Genomic DNA, 24,704 nt, shown 5'->3' with positions numbered 1-24,704 from the left:
ATTTAATAAAAAAATTTAATTAATCAAATGTGATTATTTTGAAATGTATCTTTCAAAAAATTCATAAATTCTTAAGATTCTATCTATTCTTTGGCGGACATTTCCTGCCCTTGAGAGCTCATGAGTAGCACCTGGCATTCTTACATATTCTACATCTTTACCTAAATATTTTAAACTTTTAAACATCATTTCTGATTGGATAACTCCCGTACGTAGGTCGTTTTCGCCATGTTTTATTAATAATGGCGTATTTATTTTATCGACGAAAGTATAAGGAGAGTTTGCGTCTATTTTTGTTTTGGCTTCGTCATCCCATGGCAAGCCGAAATAATTTGGTGTTAGCCTCCAAGCGTTTCCTTCGCCCATAAAAGTTGTTAAATCATATACACCTCTTTGAGCAAATGCCGCCTTGAACCTATTGTCATGAGCAACAATCCAGGCTGTAAGATATCCAGCGTAGGATCCTCCTGTAATCACTTGTTTTGAAGTATCTACCCATGATTCAGCTGCTGCTATTGCACATGCTCCGAGGGCGTCTTCTTGCGGGCCTGTGCCCCAGTCACGGTAGTTAGAAAATTGGAAATCTTTGCCATAGCCGCCCGAACCACGTTGATTTGGGTAAACAACACCATAGCCTTGAGCACAAAAATATTGGAGTTCATGCCACATAGATGCCTCACCAGGCCCCCACATGGCAGTTGGTCCACCATGCATTTGGAGTAGTAGTGGATATTTTTTACCAGCTACAAAATCCGTCGGTTTCATTATCCAGAATTCAATCTCTTGCCCTGCTGAGTTTTTGAATGTGTGTTTTTCTGGGTAACTCAGTTTTTTAGTTTTTACCCAATCGCCGTTTATATTGCTAATTTTTGTTTGATTTTTTAAGTCTAAATCCGCTAAATAAATCTCATGAGGATTGGAAACATCGTTTTTGGCGAATATTACCTTGTTATTATTTGTAATAGTCATGTTGCCATTGCCAGATTCGTAATCTGTAAGTTTGGATACTTTGCCTGATGCAATATCTAATTTAAAAAACGGTATTCCTCCATTTGAACTGGCGGTTAATAATAAAGATTTTTCATCTTTTGCCCATTCGATATCATTTGGTACTCTGTCGAAATTTATCTCTTTAAAAGCTGTTCCGTCAGTATTGAACATACACAATTGGCCATAGGACAGAAGATTTGGACTAGACATGACAGTTGCTATTTTTTTGCCAGAAGGCGAAATGCTAAGTCCACCGAATCGTTTTCCTTCTATATCCAAAATTGTTTTTTGAGTTAAGTTACCTAGGTCTATTTCTATGACTTTGTTGCTTTGTTCTCTGTCTGGGTGCAGTGCGGTATCTCTTGCGGTGGTTGCGAGTATTTTGTTGGTATTAGGTATATATACTGCATTTTGAAATGAATTATAACCTGTCGTAATCTGTCTTGGTTTTGCTTTTTCCTTTATTTGGATTTCATATATATGTGTAAATCTCATTTCAGGCTCTACTGTTGATTCACCTTGAAAATTCAATCTGTTGAGGACTTTGGCTTTTTTGTCGATCACATCTTTGTTTAGATATGCTCTGATTTCCTCTATATTTCCATCAGGATTGGCCTTTATGTTTTTGTTTTCGATTAAAAAGGCATTGTTTTCAAAACCTGGCTTTTCGAAAGACCATAAGGGCAATTCTTTTTTAGGATTAGAAATTGAATCTGTTAAAATTTCATTTAGACTTGAGCTTGAAGAAAAAAGGATTTTACTTCCATCTGGACTAAACTGTGGCGAAGAGGCTCCGTTTTTAAGAGAAGTTAACTGCCAAGGTTCTCCACCATCTAATGGCAAAATAAAGATTTGGGATTTTTCTTTAGCAGTTCTTACAAAGGCCACAGTATTTCCATCTGGTGATATGGCAGGTTGCGAAGCACTCTCTGAACCTCTTGTGAGAGCAATGTGTTTTTGTGGATTGTTAAGATTTATCAGATACAAATTAGTGACATAGTCGTATTCAAGGGGCTTTTCTGTGTTGGCTTCAATAGTTTTTAAGGCATAGATTACTTTGTCGGTCGCATTTACTATAGATATTATGTTTTTGATTTTTGTTAGGTCCGTTACCGTTATTTTTTCCTGCTGAGCAAAAGAAAATTGACAAATAAGTAAGAGAAAAAGAATTTTTCGCATTGGTTTATTGTATTTAGTTTGAATGAAATGATTTCGAAATTTAAGCTTTAAAAATGAATATTAAAATAGATATCGTGTCGGATGTTGCTTGTCCGTGGTGTTATGTAGGTAAAAAGCGTTTGGAAAAGGCACTAGCTATGGTGCCGGAGATTGGTGTAGATATAACTTGGCAGCCGTTTCAGCTTGATCCGAGTGTACCAAAAGAGGGAAGAGACTTGAAGCCTTACTATGAGGCGAAGTTTGGAAGTGCCGAAAAAGTGCAAGAGATATTTGAGCACATGGGAAGAGTGGGTGAAGTGGAGGAAATTGCTTTTGATTTTAGCAAAATGGAACGAACGATGAATACCCTTCCGCTACATGTTTTGATGTTAGAAGCTGAAAAAGAAGGATTTAAGTCCGAGCTAAAAGCGAGGTTTTTTAAGGCATATTTTGAAGATGCCAAAGACTTGAGCAAAACGGAAAACTTGGTAAGCATCATGGCTGAGTATGGCTGGAGTACCGAAAAAGTGTCAAGTGTTTTGTCAAATACCGAAATGATGGAGGAGGTAAAAGCTAAGATTGCTTACTTTCAATCAAGGGGTGTGAGTGCCGTTCCGTTTTTTATTTTTAACGATAAATACGGTATCAGCGGTGCTCAACCTCCACAAACACTTGTAGATACGCTCCGACAGATCCAGCAAGAAATGGCCGCCGAAACTACTATTGCAGCTGGAGAGAGTTGTGATGTGGAAGGTGGGGAGTGTTAGTGATTGTTTGTAAAGGTTTTCAATTATTTTTGTAAAATGCTGACAGTTAATTTTTTAAAATTCAAGCAAAATTTAAATGCCTTTTTGGACAAGGCAAATCACTTTCCAATTATTGTTACTCAAGCGAATGGAAATGTTGTTATGATTATGTCAAAATCTGAATATGATAGCTGGGAGGAAACTTTGTACTTGTTGAAAAGTCCAAGAAATGCTGAAAGGCTTTTGAGGAGTATTGAGGGGTTTGAATGAGTGCTTTTTTATTTGAACTTCTTCAAAAAAGCTTATGAAGTTAAAACAAAGTTTCGAGTTCATGCCTTAAATGATTAAAGAGGCCTCGAAACCATTTAGCAATCTTTATTTCATCATTAATTTTATGGATATGAGTATCTTCATTTTGCCAATTTGCATTCATTGCAAAATGGATTTTACTAATTTCAATTATTTCAGATTTTACTAATTCAAAAGAATCAAAAGTCGGATTTTCTCCTTCAGAAATAAAATCCTTTAATTTTTCACCAATGGCTTTATCAGTTGTAATATGCCAATGAGGTTGTGGGTGGGTTTCAGTATGCTCAATTCTATCATCCCATTCCATCCTAAATAGTTGATTTTTAATATTGTCATTTTCATTTCCTTGAAAAATAGAAATGGTGATAAATATTCCAAATTGGCCAATTCTAATTTCAATAAAAACCCAAAAATCATTGAACCATTTTAAAACAGAAACCTGTTCACCACCATTATTGTAATAATTGACTGCTTTATCATTGGAATTATTTAATCTATATACATAACTGTTTGAAGAACTTCCCGTCAAGTTTAGATAAAAATGAGACTCGTGAAATAAAAGCTTACAACTGTCATTTATGGATTTGATAAATTTTAAACGATCTAACATACTTTTTACATCATTGGATAAAATGATTTTTTCAAAACATTGTCAATTGCCTCTTTTACATAACTATTTCCATTAGAAAGTTCCATACCAAGCTCAACTAGTTTTTTATATGCCAAATTATCTTTCACTAAAATTGAATGTACATTTGGAATTGGGATATTAGATGTGTATTTCGCACCTAAATCATACCAGTTTCCACCTGCAAGTTGTTTTGAAAAAATGGACAAAAGGATATCAAATATGCTACTTGAAAATACAGATAAATAAAAATAATAGTCCTCAGTTAAAAACTCTTTTTTAGGTATCCAACCATTCCCTCTCTCAACCACGTATTCGCCATTTTTATCAAATGCGAAAGAATCGGATTTTCCGAATTCCGTGGAAAAAAGTCGAATTGCTTGGTTTCTTAACCATGCTCTATGTTCACTTAATTGCCACCAAGATTCAATTTTAACACGCGGCCTATTTGAAAGTTCATGTTTATATTTGATAAATTTAGTAAATGTGTAGTTTGCATGCTTCTCAAAATCGACTTCATTTCTTAAACTCAATCCATCTTTATTGTAAGGATACCAAACATAATTCGTTAATTTTAAATTACCATTTTTAATTGAATCATTAATTATTACTTTCCTGTAATATTGTCTTTCTGATTTAGGAATTTTTTCATATTCAGTTTCAGGAAGTATAAAAATAGAATTATTCCCTGTTCTGATGCCTTGTTTAACTATAAAAATATTCGAAATTTTGGATAGCAATCCTTCAGATACGAATCTTTCTAAATCCTTTAAAGTATTATTCTCTTTCAAGGAAATTATTTTCCACGTATCAGTTACTGTAGGAAATATTGAGGGATTATAAATACTATAATTTCTATCGTCTTTTGAAAATGCTCCATTAGCTTCAATTTTCCTAAATTCTCTAAGGGCTTCTTGTGCAATACCTTTATCATTTTTTGTCCATATTACCTTTGGAATAAATGGCTTTTGGGGTTTTTGTCCAATAAAAAAGCTCACATCCGTTAGAGCATCTTCAAAAACGAAATTTCCCAATTTAGCTAAAAGTTTTAGTGACAATTGCTCATTTATTTCATTACGCAAATGCTTGTAGGAGTCAAAGGTGAAAATTGAAGTGGGAAGAACACAACCAATAATTCCTTCAGAATTTAATGCAGATACAGATTTATAGAAAAAAGCACTTGCTTGGTTTGGCTTTACCATTTTTAATTGGCTACCAAATGCTTTTGCTAAAGCCTCTTTTGACTTGGCATTAAATAATAGTTCCCAAGAAATAAATGGGGGATTCATCAAAAGAAGGTCATAATCGTTTTCCCAGTTTTCTGATAAAGAATCTTCTACCTTTTTAATTTCAAAATCTAATTTATTATTCCATTGTTTTCTGTTTTCGTATTGCAAAAGAAATTTGGAGGTGTTAATTGCACTTTCTGATGTATCCCAACCCACAACTTTAACAATACCTTTGTATCCAAGATTCTTTAATTGCTTTAATGCTTCGATTAAGAATTCCGATGAACCACAAGCAGGGTCAAAAATTTTCAATAATGGTTTTTTTAAATCTAAATATTTCAAACAATTTTCTACAATAGACCTCGCTAAATACTGCGGTGTATAATGTACGCTTGAATATGCATCTTTTTTTGTATTAATATTACTGGAAATTCCATTAAACAAATCAAGTTGTGAATCAAAATATACAACTTCTCTATGAGCTTCTTGAAACAAGGCTCCAGAAGAATGTCTTAATATTAAATCTAATTTAGGCTTGATGCCTTTTACCCCATTTTTTAACCTTTCAGAATAATTTTCAAACTCGTCAGGTAATTTTATATTTTCAATTTCCCAATCGTTGTATTTTATTTGGGCAACATCTTCTTCAATGCTTATCAAAAGTTGATAGAGAATGTTAATGGCAACAGATGGATTTCTTTTCTCTTTTGTGAAATTTCTTAATTGTCTGAAAATATCGATTATAAAAGGGACTACATCATTTTCTGTTTTATATGATTTTGAAACTAAGTATTTATAAAATTTCTCTTTACTGTTTTCTACCTTTTCAAGTTCAACTTCTTCTGATGATTTATTTAACCAATTGAATACTTTTACTTTTTTATCTCCTACAACAACAAAGTTTTTTGTGTTTGTTGACCATGAATTTTCATAAAAATCAGTTTCTAATTCTTCTCTTTCATCAGTTTGAAGACAAAAATCACCGCTTCCACCATTGAGCATAAGAAATCTATTCAACCCATCTAGTGGATTGATTTTAATTGGTAGAAGTCCAAATTCACTTTTCCAAAAATCTGTATTCGATAATGCCCTCATTTTGCAAAAATATACATAATTTAAAAATAATTGCCAATTCAATATTGATATTTCGTGTTAATTAGTTTTGTCGAAACCTTATTTGAAATTATTTAGATATCAATCTACTCATTCTCACCCCGCCCGCGGGTCCATTTTTATCCCGCATTTTCGCATGCTTAGCACTTCTACAGACGGGAAGCCGAATTCTTCTACTACTTTGCCTTCTATGTAGTACACGCCTTTGCCTCGAAAGGGGTACCGCTCGATGTTTTGTGGAAAATGTGTGGTGTCGAAAAACTCCCCTTCGTGGTCTATAAAATAGCCAAAGGCCATTTTTTTGTTGTTTTTGGTACGTATAGCTTTGTAGGTGACCATGTATCCGTAGATTTTTACGTGGCGACCAACCAAAGTCCCCAGCTGTGCAGCGGATAGCTTGGAAAGCGGTGCTTCGGAGATCATTGTAAAGGCAGACTCTAGCGGAAAACCCAACAGTTCTATTTCATCGTAGCGGTCTTCGAGACCATGGCTGATGAGTGCGGGCAATTCAAACTTTTGCTCTTCCCATTCAAACAAAGCAGGCGAGGCTTCAACCATTTTTTGGGTTTTGTGATGAAAAAAATGTGCCTCCCATAGCAACTCTTTTTTGCTTAGTCCAAATGCCCTAAATGCTCCAACGCGTATCAGAATAGTAAGCTGTTCTAAACCCAAATATACCCTATGCACAAAATCTTGAAAACTAAGATATTGGCCTTCGCTGCGGCGATTGTCTAGAAGTGCATCTATTGTTCGGCTTTCCAGACCTTGTATGTGTATCCAGCCTAGCCAGATAATAATGCCCTCTATACGAGTGAGATAGTGACTCTCGTTAATGTCGGGAGCTTCTATTTTGGCACCGTAACGGCGGGCTTCGTGGGCGTACATTTCGGTATTGTAAAATCCCCCGAAGTTGTTGATGACCGCCACCATAAACTCTCGTGGATAGTGTGCCTTGAGATAAAGACTTTGGTAACTTTCTACCGCAAAACTCGCGGAGTGTGCCTTGCTGAAGGAATAGCCCGAAAAACTCTCAATCTGCCGCCAAACCTCCTTGGCTATGTCATCAGGGTAGCCGCGTTCCTTGCAGTTGGCATACCATTTTTCTATGATACGTTCAAACTCTTTCTTTGACCTAAACTTGCCGCTCATGGCCCTACGTAAAACGTCTGACTCTGCCAGCGTGAGCCCTGCAAAATGGTGAGCTACTTTGATGACGTCCTCTTGATACACCATCACGCCGTAGGTTTCTTGGAGGAGTTCCTCCATTTTTGGGTGTATGTATTGTATTTCGGTGGGGTTATGGTGGCGTTTGATGTATTCGCTCATCATACCACTAGCAGACACGCCAGGGCGGATGATAGAGCTGGCCGCCACGAGCGTGAGGTAGTTGTCACAGCGGAGTTTCCATATCAGCTGCCGCATAGCGGGCGACTCGACATAAAATGCACCCATGGTTTCGTGTTCTACCAATTGCCGCCTGATTTCGGGGTCTTTTTTAAAATCTTGAATGGCATGTATGTCGATGTTTACCTTGTGGTTTTCTCTTACGATGTCCACGCAGGTTTTGATGTGGCCAAGCCCTCGCTGCGACAGTACATCGAACTTAGCAAAGCCTATTTCTTCTGCTACATACATATCAAACTGACAGATAGGGAAACCCTTCGGCATAGGCTGTAGGGCCGAATAATGTGCCATGGGTTCTTCACTTATGAGCATACCGCCGGCGTGTATTGACAGGTGCTCGGGGAAGTTTATCATCATGGGAGCATATTTGAAAATATACTGTGTGTGCTCGTTACGGTGGTTGGCGTTGGGGTTGTTGATGAGTTCGTCTATTTCGGGTTTGGGTAGGCCAAAGACTTTGCCTAGCTCACGGTAAATAGAGCGACCTTTGAAAGTATTGTAAGTGGCCATAAGACTCACGTGCTCGCGGCCGTAGCGTTTGAATACATAGTCGATGATCTCGTCGCGTTCGTCCCAACTGAAGTCAATGTCAAAGTCAGGCGGAGAGGTACGATGTGGGTTGATAAATCGCTCAAAATACAGATCCAACTCTATGGGGTCTACGTCAGTGATGCCGATGCAATAGGCCACAATGCTGTTGGCACCAGAGCCTCGCCCTACGTGGTAATAACCCCGTGATTTGCCGTATTTGATGATGTCCCAGGTAATCAGAAAATAAGAGCCAAAGTGAAGTTCTTCAATGATTTTGAGTTCACGCTCTACCCGTTTTATGGCCTCTTTGTTGTTTTTGCCATAGCGATAAAGTATGCCGTCGTAGGCCAGTTTACGTAGTAGGTCGAGGTCGTCTGCGGTGGTGCTGGTAAATATTTTCTTGTTTTTCGGACTTTTGTAATCAAACACAAAACTGCAGCTTTCGAGTATCCGCTCGGTGTTTTCGATAAGCTCGGGATAGCTTTTAAAAAGTTGCCTTAGCTGCTCGGGAGTTACAAAACTTTCGTGAGCCGTGGCGTGGCCAGTAGGCGAGAGGCGACTCAGTAGGACGTTGTGATCGATGGCTCGCAGCAGGCGGTGCAGGTTGTAATTTGGGCGGTCCAGAAACGTGACTGGCTGCCAGAGGACGAGCTTGCTGGCATCCAGCTTTGATTTATAACGAAAGAGCTTGTTGAAGTCCCAGTGGCGGACACCGACAAATTCGTTGGGCTTAAGCTGGCGGTAGCTGTCGAGAATTTCGATTGGATAGATGACATAGACATTTTGGAAATTTGGTGATTGACTAGGAAAGACGGTTTCGGATAATAAATGTGCTGTCAGGTGTTGGTTGATTTCTACATATCCAGCGTGGTTTTGGGCCAAGCAGATATACTTGAGGTCGTCGCCGTTGCGAAATTCTACGCCTACTACAGGTTCTATTTCGGCAGCTATACACTCTTTTACAAAATCAAAAATACCTGAACTAAGGTTGATATCTGTCAATGCCAGTCTTTTCACGCCAAGAGTTTTGGCCTGAGCTACAAGTGCTTCGGGCGAGATGGTGCCGTACCGCATGGAGTAGAAAGTGTGACAGTTGAGATACATTTTTGCTTTTGCACATTGTTGGGTACAAATATGGTGAATATATTAGCAAGTGATTGCCGTGAAATTTAGCATAATGGGTTTTGTATAGATTGAGAAAATTTGGCTAAAGCCAGAATGGATTTTAAATTTCTATCAACATCCAGCTAAAGCTGGATGGAATTGATTTGTTGGACAAAGATTGGAAATCAATTGCCACAGGCTTCAGCCTGTGGATACCAAAAAGGATTTTAAATTTCTATCAACATCCAGCTAAAGCTGGATGGAATTGATTTGTTAGACAAAGATTAGAAATCAATTGCCACAGGCTTCAGCCTGTGGATACAAAGATTGGGAATCAATTGACACAGGCTTTAGCCTGTGGATACAAAGATTGGGAATCAATTGACACAGGCTTTAGCCTGTGGATACTAAAATGGATTCTAATTTGGCTTTAGCCAAAACAAACAATTACAGGATTTAACAAAATCAAATAATGAATTTAAATCTAATCTGAAGCTGAATGCAATTGATTTGTTGTGACAAAGGTTAGAAACTAATTTCATCAGGTTTCGGCCAAAAAATCTAGACTTTCTTTTTATTTTTAATACAAAATTCTAATTTCAATAAGATAAACACAATCAAACATGCCTTACATAAAAGTATATATCCATTTTGTATGGAGTACTAAAAACAGAGTTCCATATTTAAGAACACCACAAATACGAGCGGAAGTCTGGCAGCACATAAGAGAAAATGCGAAGAAAAAGGGGATATTCATAGACTTTGTAAATGGATATGCAGAACATTGCCATTGTTTAGTATCACTTGGTTCAGAGCAAACAATAAGCAAAGTAATGCAATTAATAAAAGGGGAATCTGCCTTTTGGATAAATAGAGAACAAATGGTTGAAGGATATTTTGAATGGCAAGATGAATATTTTGCTGTAAGTGTAAGTGAATCTAAAATAGGGGTGGTAAGAAATTATATCAAAAATCAAGAAGCACATCATTCAAAAAAAACTTGGCAGCAGGAATATGATGAGTTGATAAATAAATATGGATTTGTGAAACATAAAGATTGATAATTTGGAAAAATCACTGTGATGAATGGTTTTCAATAATTCGAATTAGACTTCATTTTCGAATATTTAGTTTTAAATAGAAAAGTGGAAACTGATTTCCAAAATCTTAAAGCTCAAAAAAAGTTACAGAATGTAATTAAATACAATTTTGTGCCACATTTCAACGCATTTGAGGTTTATCAATCTATTTTTTAATAACTTCGGGTTTCAAATTGAATCATTCAAATATTTTTATGAAAAAACGTTTTGTTTTTTATGTTCTTCTTTTTGCTTTTAGCATTCATTCTGTTCATTCTCAAAGTTTGTTGGACGATGAAAATCCGGTAGATTTAAATGCTTGGAAGAATGCTTCTTGGAGAGAGGTTTCGGATTTATCTATTGCACCTATTTCTAAAAAAGCAGAGGTTAAAAGTGGCAAAGGAGCGATACTTGCCGACGGAAACGCATCGATGGTGTTTCCAGAAGTAAATCAAAGTTATATACTATCATTTGATTGTAAAATGGAGCCTCAATCAATTGCTCATTTGGCACTTACAAACGAAAATAAATTAAGTTTGGCTATCAGTGAATTTGGCTCAATTCTTACTAATGGAATTGAAAATAGGCCAGATGTAAATGCCGCAAGAGCCTTAGGTTTATGGCAGAATGTGGAAATAAGTGTAGACAAATCAAAGAATTTGCCGGGATTCATTACTGTAAATTTCGTGAAAGTCAATAATCTAATAGTGCTTCAACATATAATACTTCCAGCTAAAGACCTAGAAAAAAATCATTTGAAATTTGAAGTTAGCAATGGGAAATTTGCCTTGAAAAATCTCAAAATATTAGAGCAAAGCGACATAAAGCCAATTACACTGACGGATTTAAAAGGAGAAATTTGGGAAGATTTTGATTGGGATAAAATATCAACCGAAGGACGTAAATCAATGGCAAAAGCAGAAATAAATGCTTTGAATTACGATATTGGACAGGGTTTATCTAGAAAAAACTTTATTGCGAAATATGACGGAGTTTTAAATGTTGACAAGGCAGGGATATACAATTTTATGCTGGATATATCTGGAAAATTTATGTTGACAATTGACAATGAATTGATTTTTCCATTTGACGAAAGCTTTTCAGATAGGCAGCGATTTAGCAAAAAAGTAAACTTAAAAGAAGGTAAGCATGACTTTCATTTAGAATATCTAAAAGTCTGGATGAGGCCAGCTTTAGGATTGTCGGTTTCTGGAAACGGTGCCAAGTCTTATGCCCTAAACGACCTTACTTCATTGCCAGAAATAAAAAATTACGGAAACATTAAACTGAATCCCAAAGTGCAAACAGAGGTGATAAGAGGCTTCTATATGCACAATGGGGTAAAAAATACAACTGCTTTAGCTGCTGGTTTTACGTCTAAACTTAACTATGCAATTGACATTGAAAAAGGGTCTTTGATGACGATTTGGAAAGGAAACTTTACTGATATGACCGAAATGTGGCACGAAAGAGGCGAGCCACAGACTTTTAAAGCCGATGGTATGTATGTCAATTTTTCTGGAAAAGATATTCTACTTGATCAAAACAATAAGCCTGTCAGCATAAATTATCTTGGACAAGAAATGGACAGTGATAATTCTCCAATTTTCGAATACCAAACTGAGCAAGGTCTTGGATTGACAGAACAGATTTTGCCAATGAATGCTGGATTCAATGTAATGTTCAACTTTAAAAATACTTCAAATACGAACCTAGTGTTGGGAAGAAGTAAAGAAATAGTTAAAGTGGAAAAAGGCGTCTATAAAGTTGGCGATTGCTACATTCAAATAAATGAAAAATTAAAAGCTCAAATAGTGCAAATAGACGATGAGAGTGTTTTGTTAGTTCCGGCTACAAACTCAGTTTCTTACAATTTGATTTGGTAATTCTATTTAAAAGCTGTTCGAAAAAATCTCGAAAAAAATATGAAAATCTTTAATATAACCATCTGTTTTTTAGTTTCTGTAAGTTTTGTGTTTGCCCAAAATAAGCTCAAAACTGAAGAAAATTATTATAAAATTGTAACTGTACCAGTACCTGCTGACATTGACTTGGAGGTAGGAGGGATAGCTGTTATACCAGACGGAAAAGTTGCCGTAAGTACAAGAAAAGGAGATATTTGGATGATTTCCAATCCATATATGTACAATAATTCTTTGCCGAGTTTCAAAAAATTCGCCTCTGGCTTGCATGAGCCTTTAGGCTTGGCATATATCGATAATAAACTTTGGGCTACCCAAAGAGGAGAAGTAACAATAATAACTGACGAAAACAAAGATGGCGTTGCGGATAAATACAAGGCGTTTTACAAGTTTCCACTATCGGGCAACTACCATCAATATTCTTATGGCCCAGTTCAATTGCCTGACGGCGACATGATATTTACATTAAATGTAGACTGGATAGGTAAAGGCGGGAGCCTTACAAAATGGAGAGGCTGGATGTTGAAAATTTCTCCTGATGGTAAAATGACGCCTTGGGCTACAGGTTTAAGGTCACCCGCTGGTTATGTGGCCCTCAGAAATGGTGATATACTCTATGGAGAAAACCAAGGCGACTGGGTGGGTTCTGGAAGAGTTACACATTTAGAAAAGGGTGATTTTGCTGGAAATGTGGCAGGATTAGCTTGGACAGGTGAGCCGGGTTCTCCTCTTACTTTGAAAGAAAAAGATGTAATCGACTCTGGCGAACCAATGTACAAAGTGGCCAAAAGTTTGCCCGATTTAAAAGTGCCAGCAGTTTGGTTTCCACATACCTTAATGGGTATTTCAACCTCTGACATAATTGAAAATGCTGATAATGCTAATTTTGGGCCTTTCGAAAATCAATGCTTTGTTGGAGACCAAGGGCATAGTAAAATTATGAGAATGACTTTGGAAAAAATTGATGGAGTTTACCAAGGTGCTTGCTATGCTTTTAGAGAAGGCTTTCAATCAGGAATTCTTCGCTTGCGTTGGGGCCTTGATCAGTCTATGTTTGTAGGTATGACTAGCCGCGGTTGGGCTTCAACTGGTAAAGATGATTTTGGATTGCAACGCTTGGTTTGGACAGGTGAGACGCCTTTTGAAATAAAAGAAATAAAGTCTATGCCTGATGGTTTTGAATTAAACTTTACGAAACCGGTAGATTCCAAGACACTTCTTGATCCAGAAAGTTATGTTTTAAATAGCTTTAACTACAAATACCATCATATTTATGGCAGTCCAGTTATTAATCTTCAGAAAAGAATATTAAAAGCGGTCAAAGTTGCTGACGATAATCTTTCAGCAAGGATTGTTTTGGATTCATTGATTTTAGGAGAAATTTATGAAATTAGACTGCCAGGGGTTAAAAATTCGGAAGGAGATAATCTTCTACATGATTTTGGGTATTATACTTTAAACAGGATAAATCAACAGCCTGGATCAGTAGACATTGAAAAATATAAAGTAGCAGAAGTTAAACCAATGGACCATAGCCAACATGCAGGTATGGATATGGACGCTGGCAAGATGATGCCAGCTAAAGTCTCAGCGAAAAGGCAAAGTGCAATGCCAGAGGAGTGGTATGGCAAAGTGGATCAAACGATATCAATAGGCACTAAGCCAGGCTTGAAATTTAATGTTTCGAGTATTCAGGTAAAAGCCGGAGCTAAAGTGAAGTTGACTTTTAACAACAATGACGACATGCTGCATAATTTACTCATTGTAAAGCCAGGTACTGTTGATAAAGTGGGCATGAAGGCCTTCGATATGGGTTTAGATGCAGAGAAAAATGCTTATGTGCCAAACATGGATGAAGTGCTTTTTCATACTTGGATTTTACAACCAGAGAGTTCTGAAACGATTTACTTTACTGCTCCCGAAAAACCGGGTAAATATACCTTTGTATGCACTTTCCCAGGACATTATACACTTATGCAAGGCACTATAAATGTTGTAAAATAATGCTTTTGTTTATTGGAATAATTGCTAAAAGACATTTTTTCTTAGCAAAATAATAATTTCGAAATTTTGGATTTTTCAAAAATAAAGACACCTCTCAATTTTAATTTTTCAGAATGCCTCTGGTTTCTCGACCGTGGATTTGACGAATGTATGCACCAAGTGGCGAATGGCAAAGTCAGGAAGTTATTTGAAATAGACAGGCAATTGGTTTTGGTAGAGGTAAGTCATGAAGGAGAAAATTTAGCAATGGAAATCCTAAAAGGGGAGCTGAAAAACCAAGAAAAGCTCGTTGAAATAGTAACAGATTGGTTTGATTTGGGTCGAGATTTAACGCAATTTTATGATTTATTAAAACAAGACTCCGACCTAGCTTTTCTTTCTGAAAAATATGCTGGGCTGCGATTAATGGCTATTCCTGACCTTTTCGAAGTGATGAGTTGGAGCATAATCGGCCAACAGATCAATCTCACTTTTGCCTATAAAATCAAAAGAGCATTGGTTGAGTATTATGGGGAATTTTTGGAATATGAAAATCAAAAATACTTTTTATTTCCTAAACCAAAAGTACTGAAAAATGCCGAAGTAGAGCTGCTCAAAGAAATGAAATTTTCGAGACAAAAGATTGACTATATGTGTAATCTGGCCAATTCATTTGCGAATGGAGAGATAAGTTTTGAAAAAGTAAAAGCTCATAATACCCACCAAGAAATGATGAAATATCTGGTGAGTTTCAGAGGAATTGGTGAGTGGACCGCACAATACACACTCATGAAATGTATTAAAAATGCCGAAGCAATTCCTTATGGCGATGCGGGAATAAACCAAGCACTATTTGGTCTGAAAAATATTCCGAAAAAAGGAAGCCGAAGCCAACAAGAAGCCATTTTTGCACAATACCCAGGCTGGGAAGCTTATTTAGTTTTTTATTTGTGGAGGTGGTTGAGTGACAAAGATTGAATATTTATTTTATCCACCGAAAAGTAATATTAATCCTCTCCCCAGCTTCTTTAATTTTAGGCACTTGATGCAGCCAATGGTGTTGTGTGGTACTCTGCATCATCAATAAACTTCCAGGTGATAAGTTCATGTTTATCAGTGTTTTGGGTATTGTTTTGTGTTTGAACTGAAACTTTCTCTCTGCTCCCAAAGATATAGAAGCAATCACTGGATCTTTGCCTAATTCAGTTTCATCGTCAGCATGCCAACCCATGCTGTCTTGGCCGTTTCTGTAATAATTGAGTAAGGCAGAGTTGAATTTTTTAGCTGTTTTCAACTCTACCATTTCTTTAATTTTTAAAAGATTGGGGGTGAATTTTTGTGGAATATTAACCAATCCTGAATATTTATAAGTTTTGCCCTCTTCAGCATACCAAGCAGTTAGCCTCGGGAAAAGCACCTCTTTTCCATACATTTTCATGCCTTCTTGCTTCCAATTTATCTCTGATTTCAGCAATTCAAAATACTCATTTCCTATGAAATCGGCATAAAAAAGCACCTCGCCATCAAAAGGAAGGAGGTTTTCGGAAGGAAAAAGGCTAAGCATTTTATTTTTTTGCCCAATAGTCTAGCACCATCACTTTGTCAAGATGTGGCCCAAGAACTTTGCCAAATGCTTTGTGATCTGGGTGAGGAAGGTAAATTGCACGGTCTTCTTCACTTTTGAAAGTCAAAAAGAATACATGCGTAAATCCTTGATCAAGGCCTTCTGGGCTATTGTTTGTTCCCCATTCATAGCCTTTAATTTGCTTTATTTTGGTTGGCAAAGCTCTGAAAGCATCCTCTACTTTTTTGATATCTTCAGGAGTGCTGTTATCTTTGAATTTAAACATCACCACGTGACGCAATTCTTTTTTCTGAGCCAATACTTCGGTACTTAGTGCCATTGCAAATATCGAGATGAGAATTAAAACTTTTGTTTTCATTTTTTGTAAAAGGTTGATTATAAATATTTCATATACGTTGCTAAATCTTTGTCGCCTCTGCCAGAAAGGCCAATTACTACTTTGTCGGATTTCTGCAAATCCATGTAATTTAAGGCTGCTAATGCATGACTTGACTCAATGGCAGGAATGATTCCTTCCAATTTGGCCAATTCAAATCCTGCTTTCATGGCTTCTTCGTCAGTTATGCCCATAAAAGTAGCACGCTTGGTTTCCCATAGGTGTGCGTGTAAAGGTCCAATGCCTGGATAATCTAATCCCGCCGAAATAGAATGCGGCTCTACTACCTGTCCGTCAAAGGTTTGCATTAAAAGGCTCTTGCTGCCATGCAATATGCCAGGTTTTCCAAGGAAAGTTGTTGCCGCAGATTTTCCAGTGTTTACGCCATGGCCTGCTGCCTCGGCTGCAATTATTTTAACAGATGGTTCGTCTAAAAAGTGGAAATATGTACCTGCCGCATTTGAGCCACCACCTACACAAGCCACCACATAATCAGGAGTTTCTGAGCCAGTTTGTTCCAACAATTGCGTCCTTATTTCTGCCGAAATAACCGATTGAAACCTCGCCACCATATCTGGATAAGGATGCGGTCCTACTACGGAGCCAATGATGTAATGTGTGTCAGTCGGATTGTTAATCCAATGTCTCATGGCCTCATTTGTAGCATCTTTTAAGGTCTTTGATCCACTTTTTGCAGGTCTAACTTCCGCACCCAACATTTTCATTCTTGCCACATTAGGTGCTTGACGTTCGATGTCGATTTCGCCCATGTAAACGATGCATTCCAAACCCATCAAAGCACACATTGTGGCAGTGGCTACTCCATGTTGTCCGGCACCTGTTTCGGCTACTATCTTCTTTTTGTTTAGCCTTTTAGCTAATAAAATTTGTCCTAAAGTATTATTAACCTTATGAGCACCAGTATGACAAAGATCTTCTCTTTTTAGGTAAATTTTTGCTCCGTATTTTTCAGAAAGGCGTTCTGCCAAAAATAATGGAGTTGGACGACCAACATAGTCTTTGAGCAATCTCGCAAATTCTTCTTTGAAAGCCTCATCATTCATGATAGAGAGGTAGTTTTCTCTCAACTCTTCCACGTTTGGATAGAGCATTTCTGGAATAAACGCTCCGCCATAGTTTCCGTAATATCCTCTCTCGTCTACTGCATAAGCCGAAACTGCACTCATCTTTTTCTAATTTTTTCGAATAATATTTTCAATGCCGAGATATCTTTCAATCCTGGCGAAGTTTCAAATTTGCTATTTACATCTACTCCTGCGAGATTCAAATCCTTCAATTCCAAAACCGCATCGAGGTTGTCCAAAGATACACCACCAGCTAATAAAAAAGGTACTTTTTGGTTGTATTTCTTTAAAAGTGTCCAGTCAAAAGATTTTCCATGTCCACCATATCCATCGCCTTTGGTGTCAAAAAGGAAATAATCAACTGCTTTTTCAAATGCCTCAGTTTTCTCAAAATCAAATGCACTATCTACAGAAAACGCTTTAAAAATTCCAACTCCTAATTTCTGCAATTGTTTACAAAAATCTGGGCTTTCGTGGCCGTGGAGTTGAACGTAGTCTAATTTATATTCCTCTATTTTCTGTTTTATTTCTTCAATATCTGCATTTACAAAAACGCCTACTTTTTTTAAGTTAAGATTTTTTATAAATTCTAAATCACCCCCATTTTCTACAAACCTCGGTGATTTTTCATAAAATATCAAACCCATAAAATCAGGCCGTAGCTCTGCCAGCTCCAGAATATTCTGGTTTGCACGCATTCCACAAACTTTGATTTTTAGCATTTTTTTATCTTTAAGGCACTAATGCACTAATGCACTAATGCAAAAGGCTTCAAGGCATAAGGAATTAGGTACGAAGGCATAAGGCACAAAGTTTCAATTCAATTTCCTAAAAACCAATATACTAATTACCCATTAATCAAACTTACAAATTCTTCCAAAGCTCCGGCTGGGTTATTGGTTTTCATGAAATTTTCTCCCATCAAAAAACCCTGATAACCTACTTTTCTTAACTGTTTTACGGTATCTGGATGCGAAATGCAACTTTCTGAGATTTTGATTTTGTCGATTGGAATGAAATCAAATAATTCAAGCGAAGCATTTACATTGTTTTCTGCGAAATTTTTCAGGTTCCTGTTATTTACACCTATGATATCCACATTTTCCATTGGGCTTTTGTCGATTTCAGCTTTGTCATGCACTTCTAGCAAAACTTCCAAACCCAGTTCGTGAGCTTTTTTGCTCAAATTCGCAATTTCTTCTGCTTCTAAATTCGCCGCTATCAATAGTATTACATCAGCTCCCCAAGCTTTGGCTTCATAGATTTGGTATTCGTCTATCATAAAATCTTTTCTAAGAAGAGGCGTGTTTGGATTATTTGCTCTTGCCAAAAAAAGATCTTCCTTAAATCCACCAAAATACACTGTATCCGTGAGTACGCTTATACCAGCCGCACCAGCTTTAGTATAGCCTTCGGTGGTTTCAACTATGCCAGCACCCATATTTATTTCACCTTTAGATGGCGACTTCCTCTTGTATTCAGCTATTATTCCAGTCGAATTTGAAGATAATAAATTGGATTTCAGCGAGTTCGTTTTTCGGTTGAAATGTTCTGACGCTTTTAGTTCTTCCAAAGAAATCTTTTCTTTCGCACGAAACAGCTCTACCTTTTTGTTTTCTATTATTTGATCTAAAATCGTCATTCTGTTTTTTCTTAATGTTTTTTTCGTACTCTGCTTAAGGTTTCAGGTGAAAGACCCAGAAACGATGCGATATATTTTTTCGGTGCACGATCGTATATATCTGGAAACATTTCTTGGAACACTTCGTTCCTTTTTTGTGCACTCATCATTCTTAAAAACCTCACTCTTTCGTCGTACATTACAAGGTACATTTCTGTCAATATTCTCCCAATATAATTGGCTTCAGGCACCATGTCATAAAGCTCTTGCATGCCCTTATAGGTTATCGAAATCATTTCCGAATCCTCTAGAAGCTCGATGGTCTCAACCGACGGCACCTGCGGAATATAACTGTGGGGAATGTATATAAACCCAAATTCGCCCACAAACCATGAGGTTATTTCCGTATTTGACTCTTCAATAGTATAATATGACCTCACCATACCCTTTTCGATAAAATATAGTCGGTCGTTTATCTCTCCAGCTTTAACAATAATATCCCCGGCTTTTCCTACATGTTTAGTAAGTCGCTTCAGCAATAATTTTTCTGTTTCTTTATTTATTGGATATATGGCTTTTAGTGATTCTACGAAAGGTGTATACATATTGCACGATATTTTTTACAAATATAATGCAACCATCTAATAAAATAATTGCATCTTTATTTTGAAACCAGTTATATGACAAAAATTTTATCAATTTTCGAAACAGAATACGATTTGGCAAAGGCTCTTATAAAAAGAGACCCAATAGCTCAGCGTACTTTCTACGATAAGTTTTCGGGGAAATTTTTAGGAATTTGTTGTAGGTACATAAGTGATGTGATGGCTGCCGAAGATATTATGGTGGAAAGCATGATGAAGATTTTTGAGAAAGTGAATCAATTTGGTTTCAAGGGAAGTTTCGAAGGTTGGGCAAAAAGGTTGGTTGTTAACGAGGCTCTGATGTATCTGAGAAGCAAAAAAATGTTTGAGGTGACTATGGAAGATATGCATGAATTGCAGAATTCTTATTCTCAAAACATGGATTTTGAATCAGAGGAATTGCTGAAGTTGATTCAGGCTTTGCCTAATGGCTACCGAACTGTTTTTAACTTGTATGCCATAGAAGGCTATAATCATAACGAAATAGGGGAGTTGTTGGGGATTTCGGAAGGTACTTCAAAATCGCAACTAAGTAGAGCTCGGGTGATTTTGCAAGACCAATTAAAAAAAAATGAAAAATACGGATATAGTATATAAATATTAAAGAGATGGATCCTATAGATAAGCTTTTTTCGGATAAATTAAAAAATCATGAGGTTCAACCTTCTGATAGGGCTAATATATTGTTTTTGAGTAAAATAGAAAAAAAAGAAGAGAAGAAAAAGCCTCTTTTTTGGTGGACTATGTCTTTGGCGGCTTCGTTATTAATAGTTGGGTTTGCTGGGTTTTATTTTTATTCTTCTAAAAAACAAAATACAGTTGATTTAGCTCAAAATACTGAAAAAAGACAAGAAGATGTAAAACTGTCAGAAAATGCCGAGATACAAAATTCTACTCTTCCAAAATCTCAAGAAAATGTTTTGGAACCTTTGAAAGAAGTGGGAGAAAAAGGTTTTTCGAAATCAGTAACCGTAAAGCATACTTCCAAAATAGTTGAAGAGCAAGATTTGGTAGTAAGTGATAAAAGCAGTCAACTTTCTGAATATCAGCCAACAAAGGAAGTTCTTAAATCTGTACAAATTGCGAAAATTGATGAAAAAGCCCAAGTAGCCTCGGCAATTGTTCCTAATCAAGAAACATTAATATTTCTGACTCCGATGTTGGCTATGAATGGAGCAATGAATCCACACCAAAAAGCCTTAACAATGAAGGCTTTGCAAAGTAATTCAGAAAATAAAGAAGATTATTTTTCTGAAGAAAAGTCACTCTTTGTGAGAGTGATTGATGAAGTTAAAAATTTGAAAAAAGGCGAGAAAGTAGATTTTAATAAGTTAGGATTTAAACCCATTGAGGAGCTAGCACTCAATCAAGACGGTTTTATAGTCTCCGAATCGCACCAAATAAAAGAAAAGTTAAACTGGATAAAATCAAGATTAAATAACAATTGATATGAAAAAGGTATTATTAATGACAGTATTGTTAGGAGGAGGGATGGCTGCTCAAGCCTCTATAAAAAAAGACACAACCATTATAGAGTTTAATGATAAAGCGACTAACAACAGCGTGAAGGTAATTTCTAACACAAACAAAACGATAGAATTACCCATGAAACTCAACCTCGAAAGTGTGTTGAAGGCAGTAGGTGTAGATTCTAATGAGCGAGAAAGAGCGTTTGTAATGATCTCGAAAGGAGGTACAAAAAAAGATACTCTTCTATTGTTTTCGCACGAAGGTCAAAGAATTAAAATTATTACAAAGGATATTATTTCTAAAAGAGATACTACTATAAAAGGCTCAAGCGAGAGAGAAATGGAGGAGGAAATAGAAGATGAAATTGAGACATATGTAGAAGAAAATGAAAACTATAAGCCTGGAGATCATCATAACAAAAGTGATAAAGCTCCAAAGGTGAAGAAGTTCTTTTCAAGAAGTGATTTCGCTATCTATCTTGGATTAAACAATTTTGTAAAGCCTCAGCCAGCTTCGCCAAACCAATTGTTCGAACTTAGACCTTGGCAGTCTCGATATGTGGCTCTGTCACTTCGTAAAAACGCCACTTTGATTAAAGGGAATAAAGTAGATGTTGCGTTCAGTTATGGGCCTGAAATTGCTTGGTACAACTTCATGCTGCAAAACAACAACCTTGCAAAATATGAATCAGGACAAGTTTCATTTGTACAAAATGCTAAAGAAACCGATAAAAGCAAATTGGTTATGCCATATTTAAACTTCCCAGTTTTATTGAATTTTGGGTTTAAAGAAGACAAATTTAAGATAGGCTTTGGTGGTTATGCTGGATACAGAGTGGGCGGATATTCAATGGAAAAATACAGTAGACGTAGCGAAAACAAAGTTAAAGGCTCATTTGGATTCAACGACGTTATTTACGGTTTAACAACCGAAATAGGCAAAAGAAATGGCCTTACAGTTTTTGCTAGATATGACCTTAACAAGTTATTCAAATCTAATCAAACTTACGCTCAAGATCTTCAAGCCTTCAGTGTTGGGTTTAGATTGTAAATAAGCGATTTATATCTTAAAAATTAGAGAGTCAATATTGGCTCTCTATTTTTTTTGGAAAAGAAATTGAATACTTTTCTTGAAAATTCTTTCTCGAATTGAATCTATGAATTTTACTCTTAGTAGATTTAGATTCAATATTATAATTTGATTTAAATTCAAATGAAAATTAAGCACGCAATCCTGATCTTGTCTTTAGGCATTATTTCTATTTTGTTGGGTGCTTTTGTAAAAATTATGCATTACAATTCAAGCTATTTTAGGTTTTTTGTAAGTTTAGGGCTTTTTTTAGAGGCATTTGTAGCCATTTACTTTCTTTATAAAATATTTACTCATCTCAAATTCAAAAGAATATTAAGTCAGAAATGATTGTATTGTGTTTTTAGTTTATTGATTTATAAAACTTCGAATTTTGCTTAAATCATTAAAAGAATCATTGGTATAAAAACTAAAAAAGAGAGCCGTTTTCGACTCTCTTTATCATAATTTAAATGTTTAAGAATTTATAATTTTCTAAATGAAATAGGCACGCAGATAGTTTTGCAAGGCATAACACAATTTGTCGGTGGGTTTACCACAATTTGCTTATCCACACATCCAGGTTTAATAACTGTTATGATTAAAGCCTTACTTGTTGGAATATTAGTGATTTTGGAATCGACAATCGCTCCGTAGTTTATACTTATAGACGCATCATTTTGTTTAGTGAAATTCACAGAGTACGTATTGTTTTCAGAACAAATTGGTCCACTTACAGATACTCCAGGATTTGTGCAGTCATTTAAACAAGACTCAGGACTTGGCACCGCAATGTGTACATTACAAATCGCTGTTCCGACAGTATTGGTGGCAGTTACTACCAAATAAGTACCGATTGGCACATTCACTATGCTATCGCCATAAACCGTTCCTGCATTTGAAGTAATTGTTCCAATATCAGCTTTATATGATACACTGTAGGTTGTTCCCTTGCAAATCGGCTGTCCGACGTAAAGATTCGAGAATTCGCAAGAAGAATCACATGGTTCAGGGCTTATTACATCCAAAACAGTTTCACATCCTGATCCATTGCTAGCTTTTACAGAAAGGTTAGTGCCAATTGGAATGTTTATGATGCGGTCTCCAGAAATAGTGCCAACACTAGGTGAAATGTTTACAGTACTGCTATAAAAAGCCACACTATAAGTTGATCCTTCACATCTGATATTTCCTAGCGTCAATGTCGGTTTAGTGCAAATGACCGTAACTTTAACGGTGTCCGAGCAAGTACCAACTTTATACATAAAATAGTAATCTCCAGCAGTGTTGAGATTAGTAACTACACCACTTGAGTTGATGTTACTTGAATGAGCATTGGAAGCCAATGCACTCCAGAGTCCTCCAGTCGGTGTACCCGTAAGAGTAGTTGTATTTACTGGCAAAACTACTATTTTGTCTGTTCCAGCATTTGATGAACATGGCGGAGTGCAATTGGTAGGAGGTAAAACACTTATTTGTTTATCAGCACATCCCAGTTTTTTAACAGTTATAATAAGTGTTTTATCTAAAGGAATGTTTGAAATTTTAGAATTAGAAATTACGCCGAAGTTGGTTGTAATAGATGCACCCGAAACCAAGTTATAGTTTACAGAGAATGTATTATTTCCTGAGCAAATCGGTCCACTTATAGATACTCCAGGATTTGTACACTCATTCAAACAAGACTCAGGACTTGGCACCGCAATATGTACATTACAAATGGCTGTTCCGATAGTATTCGTAGCTGTTACTACCAAATAAGTACCGATTGGCACATTCACTATGCTATCGCCATAAACCGTTCCCGCATTTGAAGTAATTGTTCCAATATCAACTTTATATGATACACTATAGGTTGTTCCTTTGCAAATCGGCTGTCCAACATAAAGATTCGAGAATTCGCAAGAAGAATCACATGGTTCAGGACTAATAACATCCAAAACAGTTTCGCATCCAGTTCCATTACTGGCTTTTACCGAAAGGTTTGTGCCAGTTGGAATGTTAATGATACGATCACCTGAAATAGTACCAGCACTAGGTGAAATGTTAGGAGTACTGCTATAGAAAGCCACACTGTAAGTAGAACCTTCACATTTGATATTTCCAAGTGTCAATGTCGGTTTAGTGCAAATGACCGTAACTTTAGCGGTGTCGGAGCAAGTATTTAAACTATACACAAAATTATATCCTCCAGCATTGTTCAACCCTGAAACAGTTCCGGAATTATTAATTGAGCTGCTAAATATATTTCCAGTTGATACTGCCCACGTACCACCTAATGGATTTGGGGTTAAAACTGTACTTGAAATTGGCAAATATATTACTTTATCTAAACCAGCATCTGGCTTGATTGGTTGAGGAAGAATAACTGCTTTCGAAGTATCAGAAATACAGTCCGATTTTTTTACCCAAACCGTATAATTTCCAGCAGCCAGATTATTAAATATTCCAGTTGTATTTGTAAAACTTATACCATCTATGCTATAGCTCATTCCAACACCAGTTGGTGAAGAAACCGAAATTTTTCCAGTCGCAACGGTACATGTTCTTCGGAATCTTTACTGCAAATGTCGTCCGACTATCAAAACGGCAACAAAAACAAGTCAAAAAAGTAGCTTGAAAAACTTTTAAGAGAAATATCACGGGATAAGACTGCCCA

General features: G+C 36.5%; 20 protein-coding genes. 9 read left to right on the top strand and 11 right to left on the bottom strand.

Annotation, left to right across the window (positions count from 1 at the left end):
* Positions 1-33 precede the first annotated feature (33 nt).
* Positions 34-2,169 carry a S9 family peptidase gene (locus tag EGI22_RS14675; protein WP_255069217.1) on the bottom strand — a complete coding sequence of 712 codons (2,136 nt, stop codon included), beginning with the start codon at positions 2,167-2,169 and terminating at the stop codon, positions 34-36.
* A 53-nt stretch (positions 2,170-2,222) separates the two neighbouring features.
* Between EGI22_RS14675 and EGI22_RS14670 the strand changes: the two genes are divergently transcribed.
* Positions 2,223-2,915, top strand: coding sequence for a DsbA family protein (locus EGI22_RS14670; RefSeq protein WP_255069216.1), 693 nt, complete (start codon positions 2,223-2,225; stop codon positions 2,913-2,915).
* 36 nt (positions 2,916-2,951) lie between these two features.
* Positions 2,952-3,164, top strand: coding sequence for a type II toxin-antitoxin system Phd/YefM family antitoxin (locus tag EGI22_RS14665; RefSeq protein ID WP_255069215.1), 213 nt, complete (start codon positions 2,952-2,954; stop codon positions 3,162-3,164).
* A 40-nt stretch (positions 3,165-3,204) separates the two neighbouring features.
* Here the strand turns inward: EGI22_RS14665 and EGI22_RS14660 are convergent, their stop codons facing one another.
* From EGI22_RS14660 to EGI22_RS14650, 3 genes are all read right to left on the bottom strand, one after another.
* On the bottom strand, positions 3,205-3,813 hold the full coding sequence (locus EGI22_RS14660; protein ID WP_255069214.1) for a hypothetical protein: 609 nt from the start codon (positions 3,811-3,813) through the stop codon (positions 3,205-3,207).
* Between the two features lie 5 nt (positions 3,814-3,818).
* Positions 3,819-6,155, bottom strand: coding sequence for an N-6 DNA methylase (locus tag EGI22_RS14655; RefSeq protein WP_255069213.1), 2,337 nt, complete (start codon positions 6,153-6,155; stop codon positions 3,819-3,821).
* A 114-nt stretch (positions 6,156-6,269) separates the two neighbouring features.
* Complete coding sequence (locus tag EGI22_RS14650) at positions 6,270-9,182, bottom strand: DNA polymerase III subunit alpha (protein WP_255069212.1); 2,913 nt, start codon at positions 9,180-9,182, stop codon at positions 6,270-6,272.
* Between the two features lie 653 nt (positions 9,183-9,835).
* Between EGI22_RS14650 and tnpA the strand changes: the two genes are divergently transcribed.
* The 4 genes from tnpA to EGI22_RS14630 all read left to right on the top strand — a co-directional run bounded on the left by tnpA (position 9,836) and on the right by EGI22_RS14630 (position 15,174).
* Positions 9,836-10,273 (top strand): IS200/IS605 family transposase, encoded by a 438-nt coding sequence (gene tnpA, locus EGI22_RS14645; RefSeq protein WP_255069211.1) that lies wholly within the window; start codon positions 9,836-9,838, stop codon positions 10,271-10,273.
* 233 nt (positions 10,274-10,506) lie between these two features.
* Complete coding sequence (locus tag EGI22_RS14640; protein WP_255069210.1) at positions 10,507-12,177, top strand: PA14 domain-containing protein; 1,671 nt, start codon at positions 10,507-10,509, stop codon at positions 12,175-12,177.
* Between the two features lie 39 nt (positions 12,178-12,216).
* Positions 12,217-14,217, top strand: coding sequence for a plastocyanin/azurin family copper-binding protein (locus EGI22_RS14635; protein WP_255069209.1), 2,001 nt, complete (start codon positions 12,217-12,219; stop codon positions 14,215-14,217).
* Between the two features lie 66 nt (positions 14,218-14,283).
* Positions 14,284-15,174, top strand: a complete 891-nt coding sequence (locus EGI22_RS14630; RefSeq protein ID WP_255069208.1) for a DNA-3-methyladenine glycosylase — start codon at positions 14,284-14,286, stop codon at positions 15,172-15,174.
* A 4-nt stretch (positions 15,175-15,178) separates the two neighbouring features.
* Here EGI22_RS14630 and EGI22_RS14625 read toward each other — a convergent pair whose 3' ends face one another.
* The 6 genes from EGI22_RS14625 to EGI22_RS14600 all read right to left on the bottom strand — a co-directional run bounded on the left by EGI22_RS14625 (position 15,179) and on the right by EGI22_RS14600 (position 19,468).
* On the bottom strand, positions 15,179-15,760 hold the full coding sequence (locus tag EGI22_RS14625) for an alpha-ketoglutarate-dependent dioxygenase AlkB (RefSeq protein WP_255069207.1): 582 nt from the start codon (positions 15,758-15,760) through the stop codon (positions 15,179-15,181).
* A gap of 1 nt (position 15,761) precedes the next feature.
* The gene (locus tag EGI22_RS14620; protein ID WP_255069249.1) at positions 15,762-16,100 is read right to left on the bottom strand and encodes a Dabb family protein; all 339 of its coding nucleotides are present in this window, start codon (positions 16,098-16,100) and stop codon (positions 15,762-15,764) included.
* Between the two features lie 56 nt (positions 16,101-16,156).
* Positions 16,157-17,344, bottom strand: coding sequence for a tryptophan synthase subunit beta (gene trpB / locus EGI22_RS14615; protein WP_255069206.1), 1,188 nt, complete (start codon positions 17,342-17,344; stop codon positions 16,157-16,159).
* Positions 17,341-17,964, bottom strand: a complete 624-nt coding sequence (locus tag EGI22_RS14610) for a phosphoribosylanthranilate isomerase (protein WP_255069205.1) — start codon at positions 17,962-17,964, stop codon at positions 17,341-17,343. The genes trpB and EGI22_RS14610 overlap by 4 nt, the downstream gene beginning before the upstream one ends.
* Positions 17,965-18,089: 125 nt before the next feature.
* Entirely contained in the window at positions 18,090-18,884 is a 795-nt protein-coding gene (gene trpC / locus EGI22_RS14605) for an indole-3-glycerol phosphate synthase TrpC (RefSeq protein WP_255069204.1), read from the bottom strand.
* An 11-nt stretch (positions 18,885-18,895) separates the two neighbouring features.
* The gene (locus tag EGI22_RS14600; protein ID WP_255069203.1) at positions 18,896-19,468 is read right to left on the bottom strand and encodes a Crp/Fnr family transcriptional regulator; all 573 of its coding nucleotides are present in this window, start codon (positions 19,466-19,468) and stop codon (positions 18,896-18,898) included.
* Positions 19,469-19,543: 75 nt separating this feature from the next.
* Between EGI22_RS14600 and EGI22_RS14595 the strand changes: the two genes are divergently transcribed.
* The 3 genes from EGI22_RS14595 to EGI22_RS14585 are packed head-to-tail and all read left to right on the top strand — an operon-like array spanning position 19,544 to position 22,027.
* Complete coding sequence (locus EGI22_RS14595; protein WP_255069202.1) at positions 19,544-20,104, top strand: RNA polymerase sigma factor; 561 nt, start codon at positions 19,544-19,546, stop codon at positions 20,102-20,104.
* A gap of 11 nt (positions 20,105-20,115) precedes the next feature.
* Complete coding sequence (locus EGI22_RS14590) at positions 20,116-20,955, top strand: hypothetical protein (protein ID WP_255069201.1); 840 nt, start codon at positions 20,116-20,118, stop codon at positions 20,953-20,955.
* Between the two features lies 1 nt (position 20,956).
* Complete coding sequence (locus tag EGI22_RS14585) at positions 20,957-22,027, top strand: hypothetical protein (RefSeq protein ID WP_255069200.1); 1,071 nt, start codon at positions 20,957-20,959, stop codon at positions 22,025-22,027.
* A gap of 503 nt (positions 22,028-22,530) precedes the next feature.
* On the opposite strand, the gene EGI22_RS14580 is transcribed toward EGI22_RS14585, so the two are convergent.
* Positions 22,531-24,537, bottom strand: coding sequence for a hypothetical protein (locus EGI22_RS14580; RefSeq protein ID WP_255069198.1), 2,007 nt, complete (start codon positions 24,535-24,537; stop codon positions 22,531-22,533).
* Between the last annotated feature and the right edge of the window lie 167 nt (positions 24,538-24,704).

The organism is Lacihabitans sp. LS3-19 (assembly GCF_024343575.1).
Classification (GTDB): Bacteria; Bacteroidota; Bacteroidia; order Cytophagales; family Spirosomataceae; genus Leadbetterella.
This window is presented reverse-complemented; position numbering and strand designations above follow the sequence as displayed.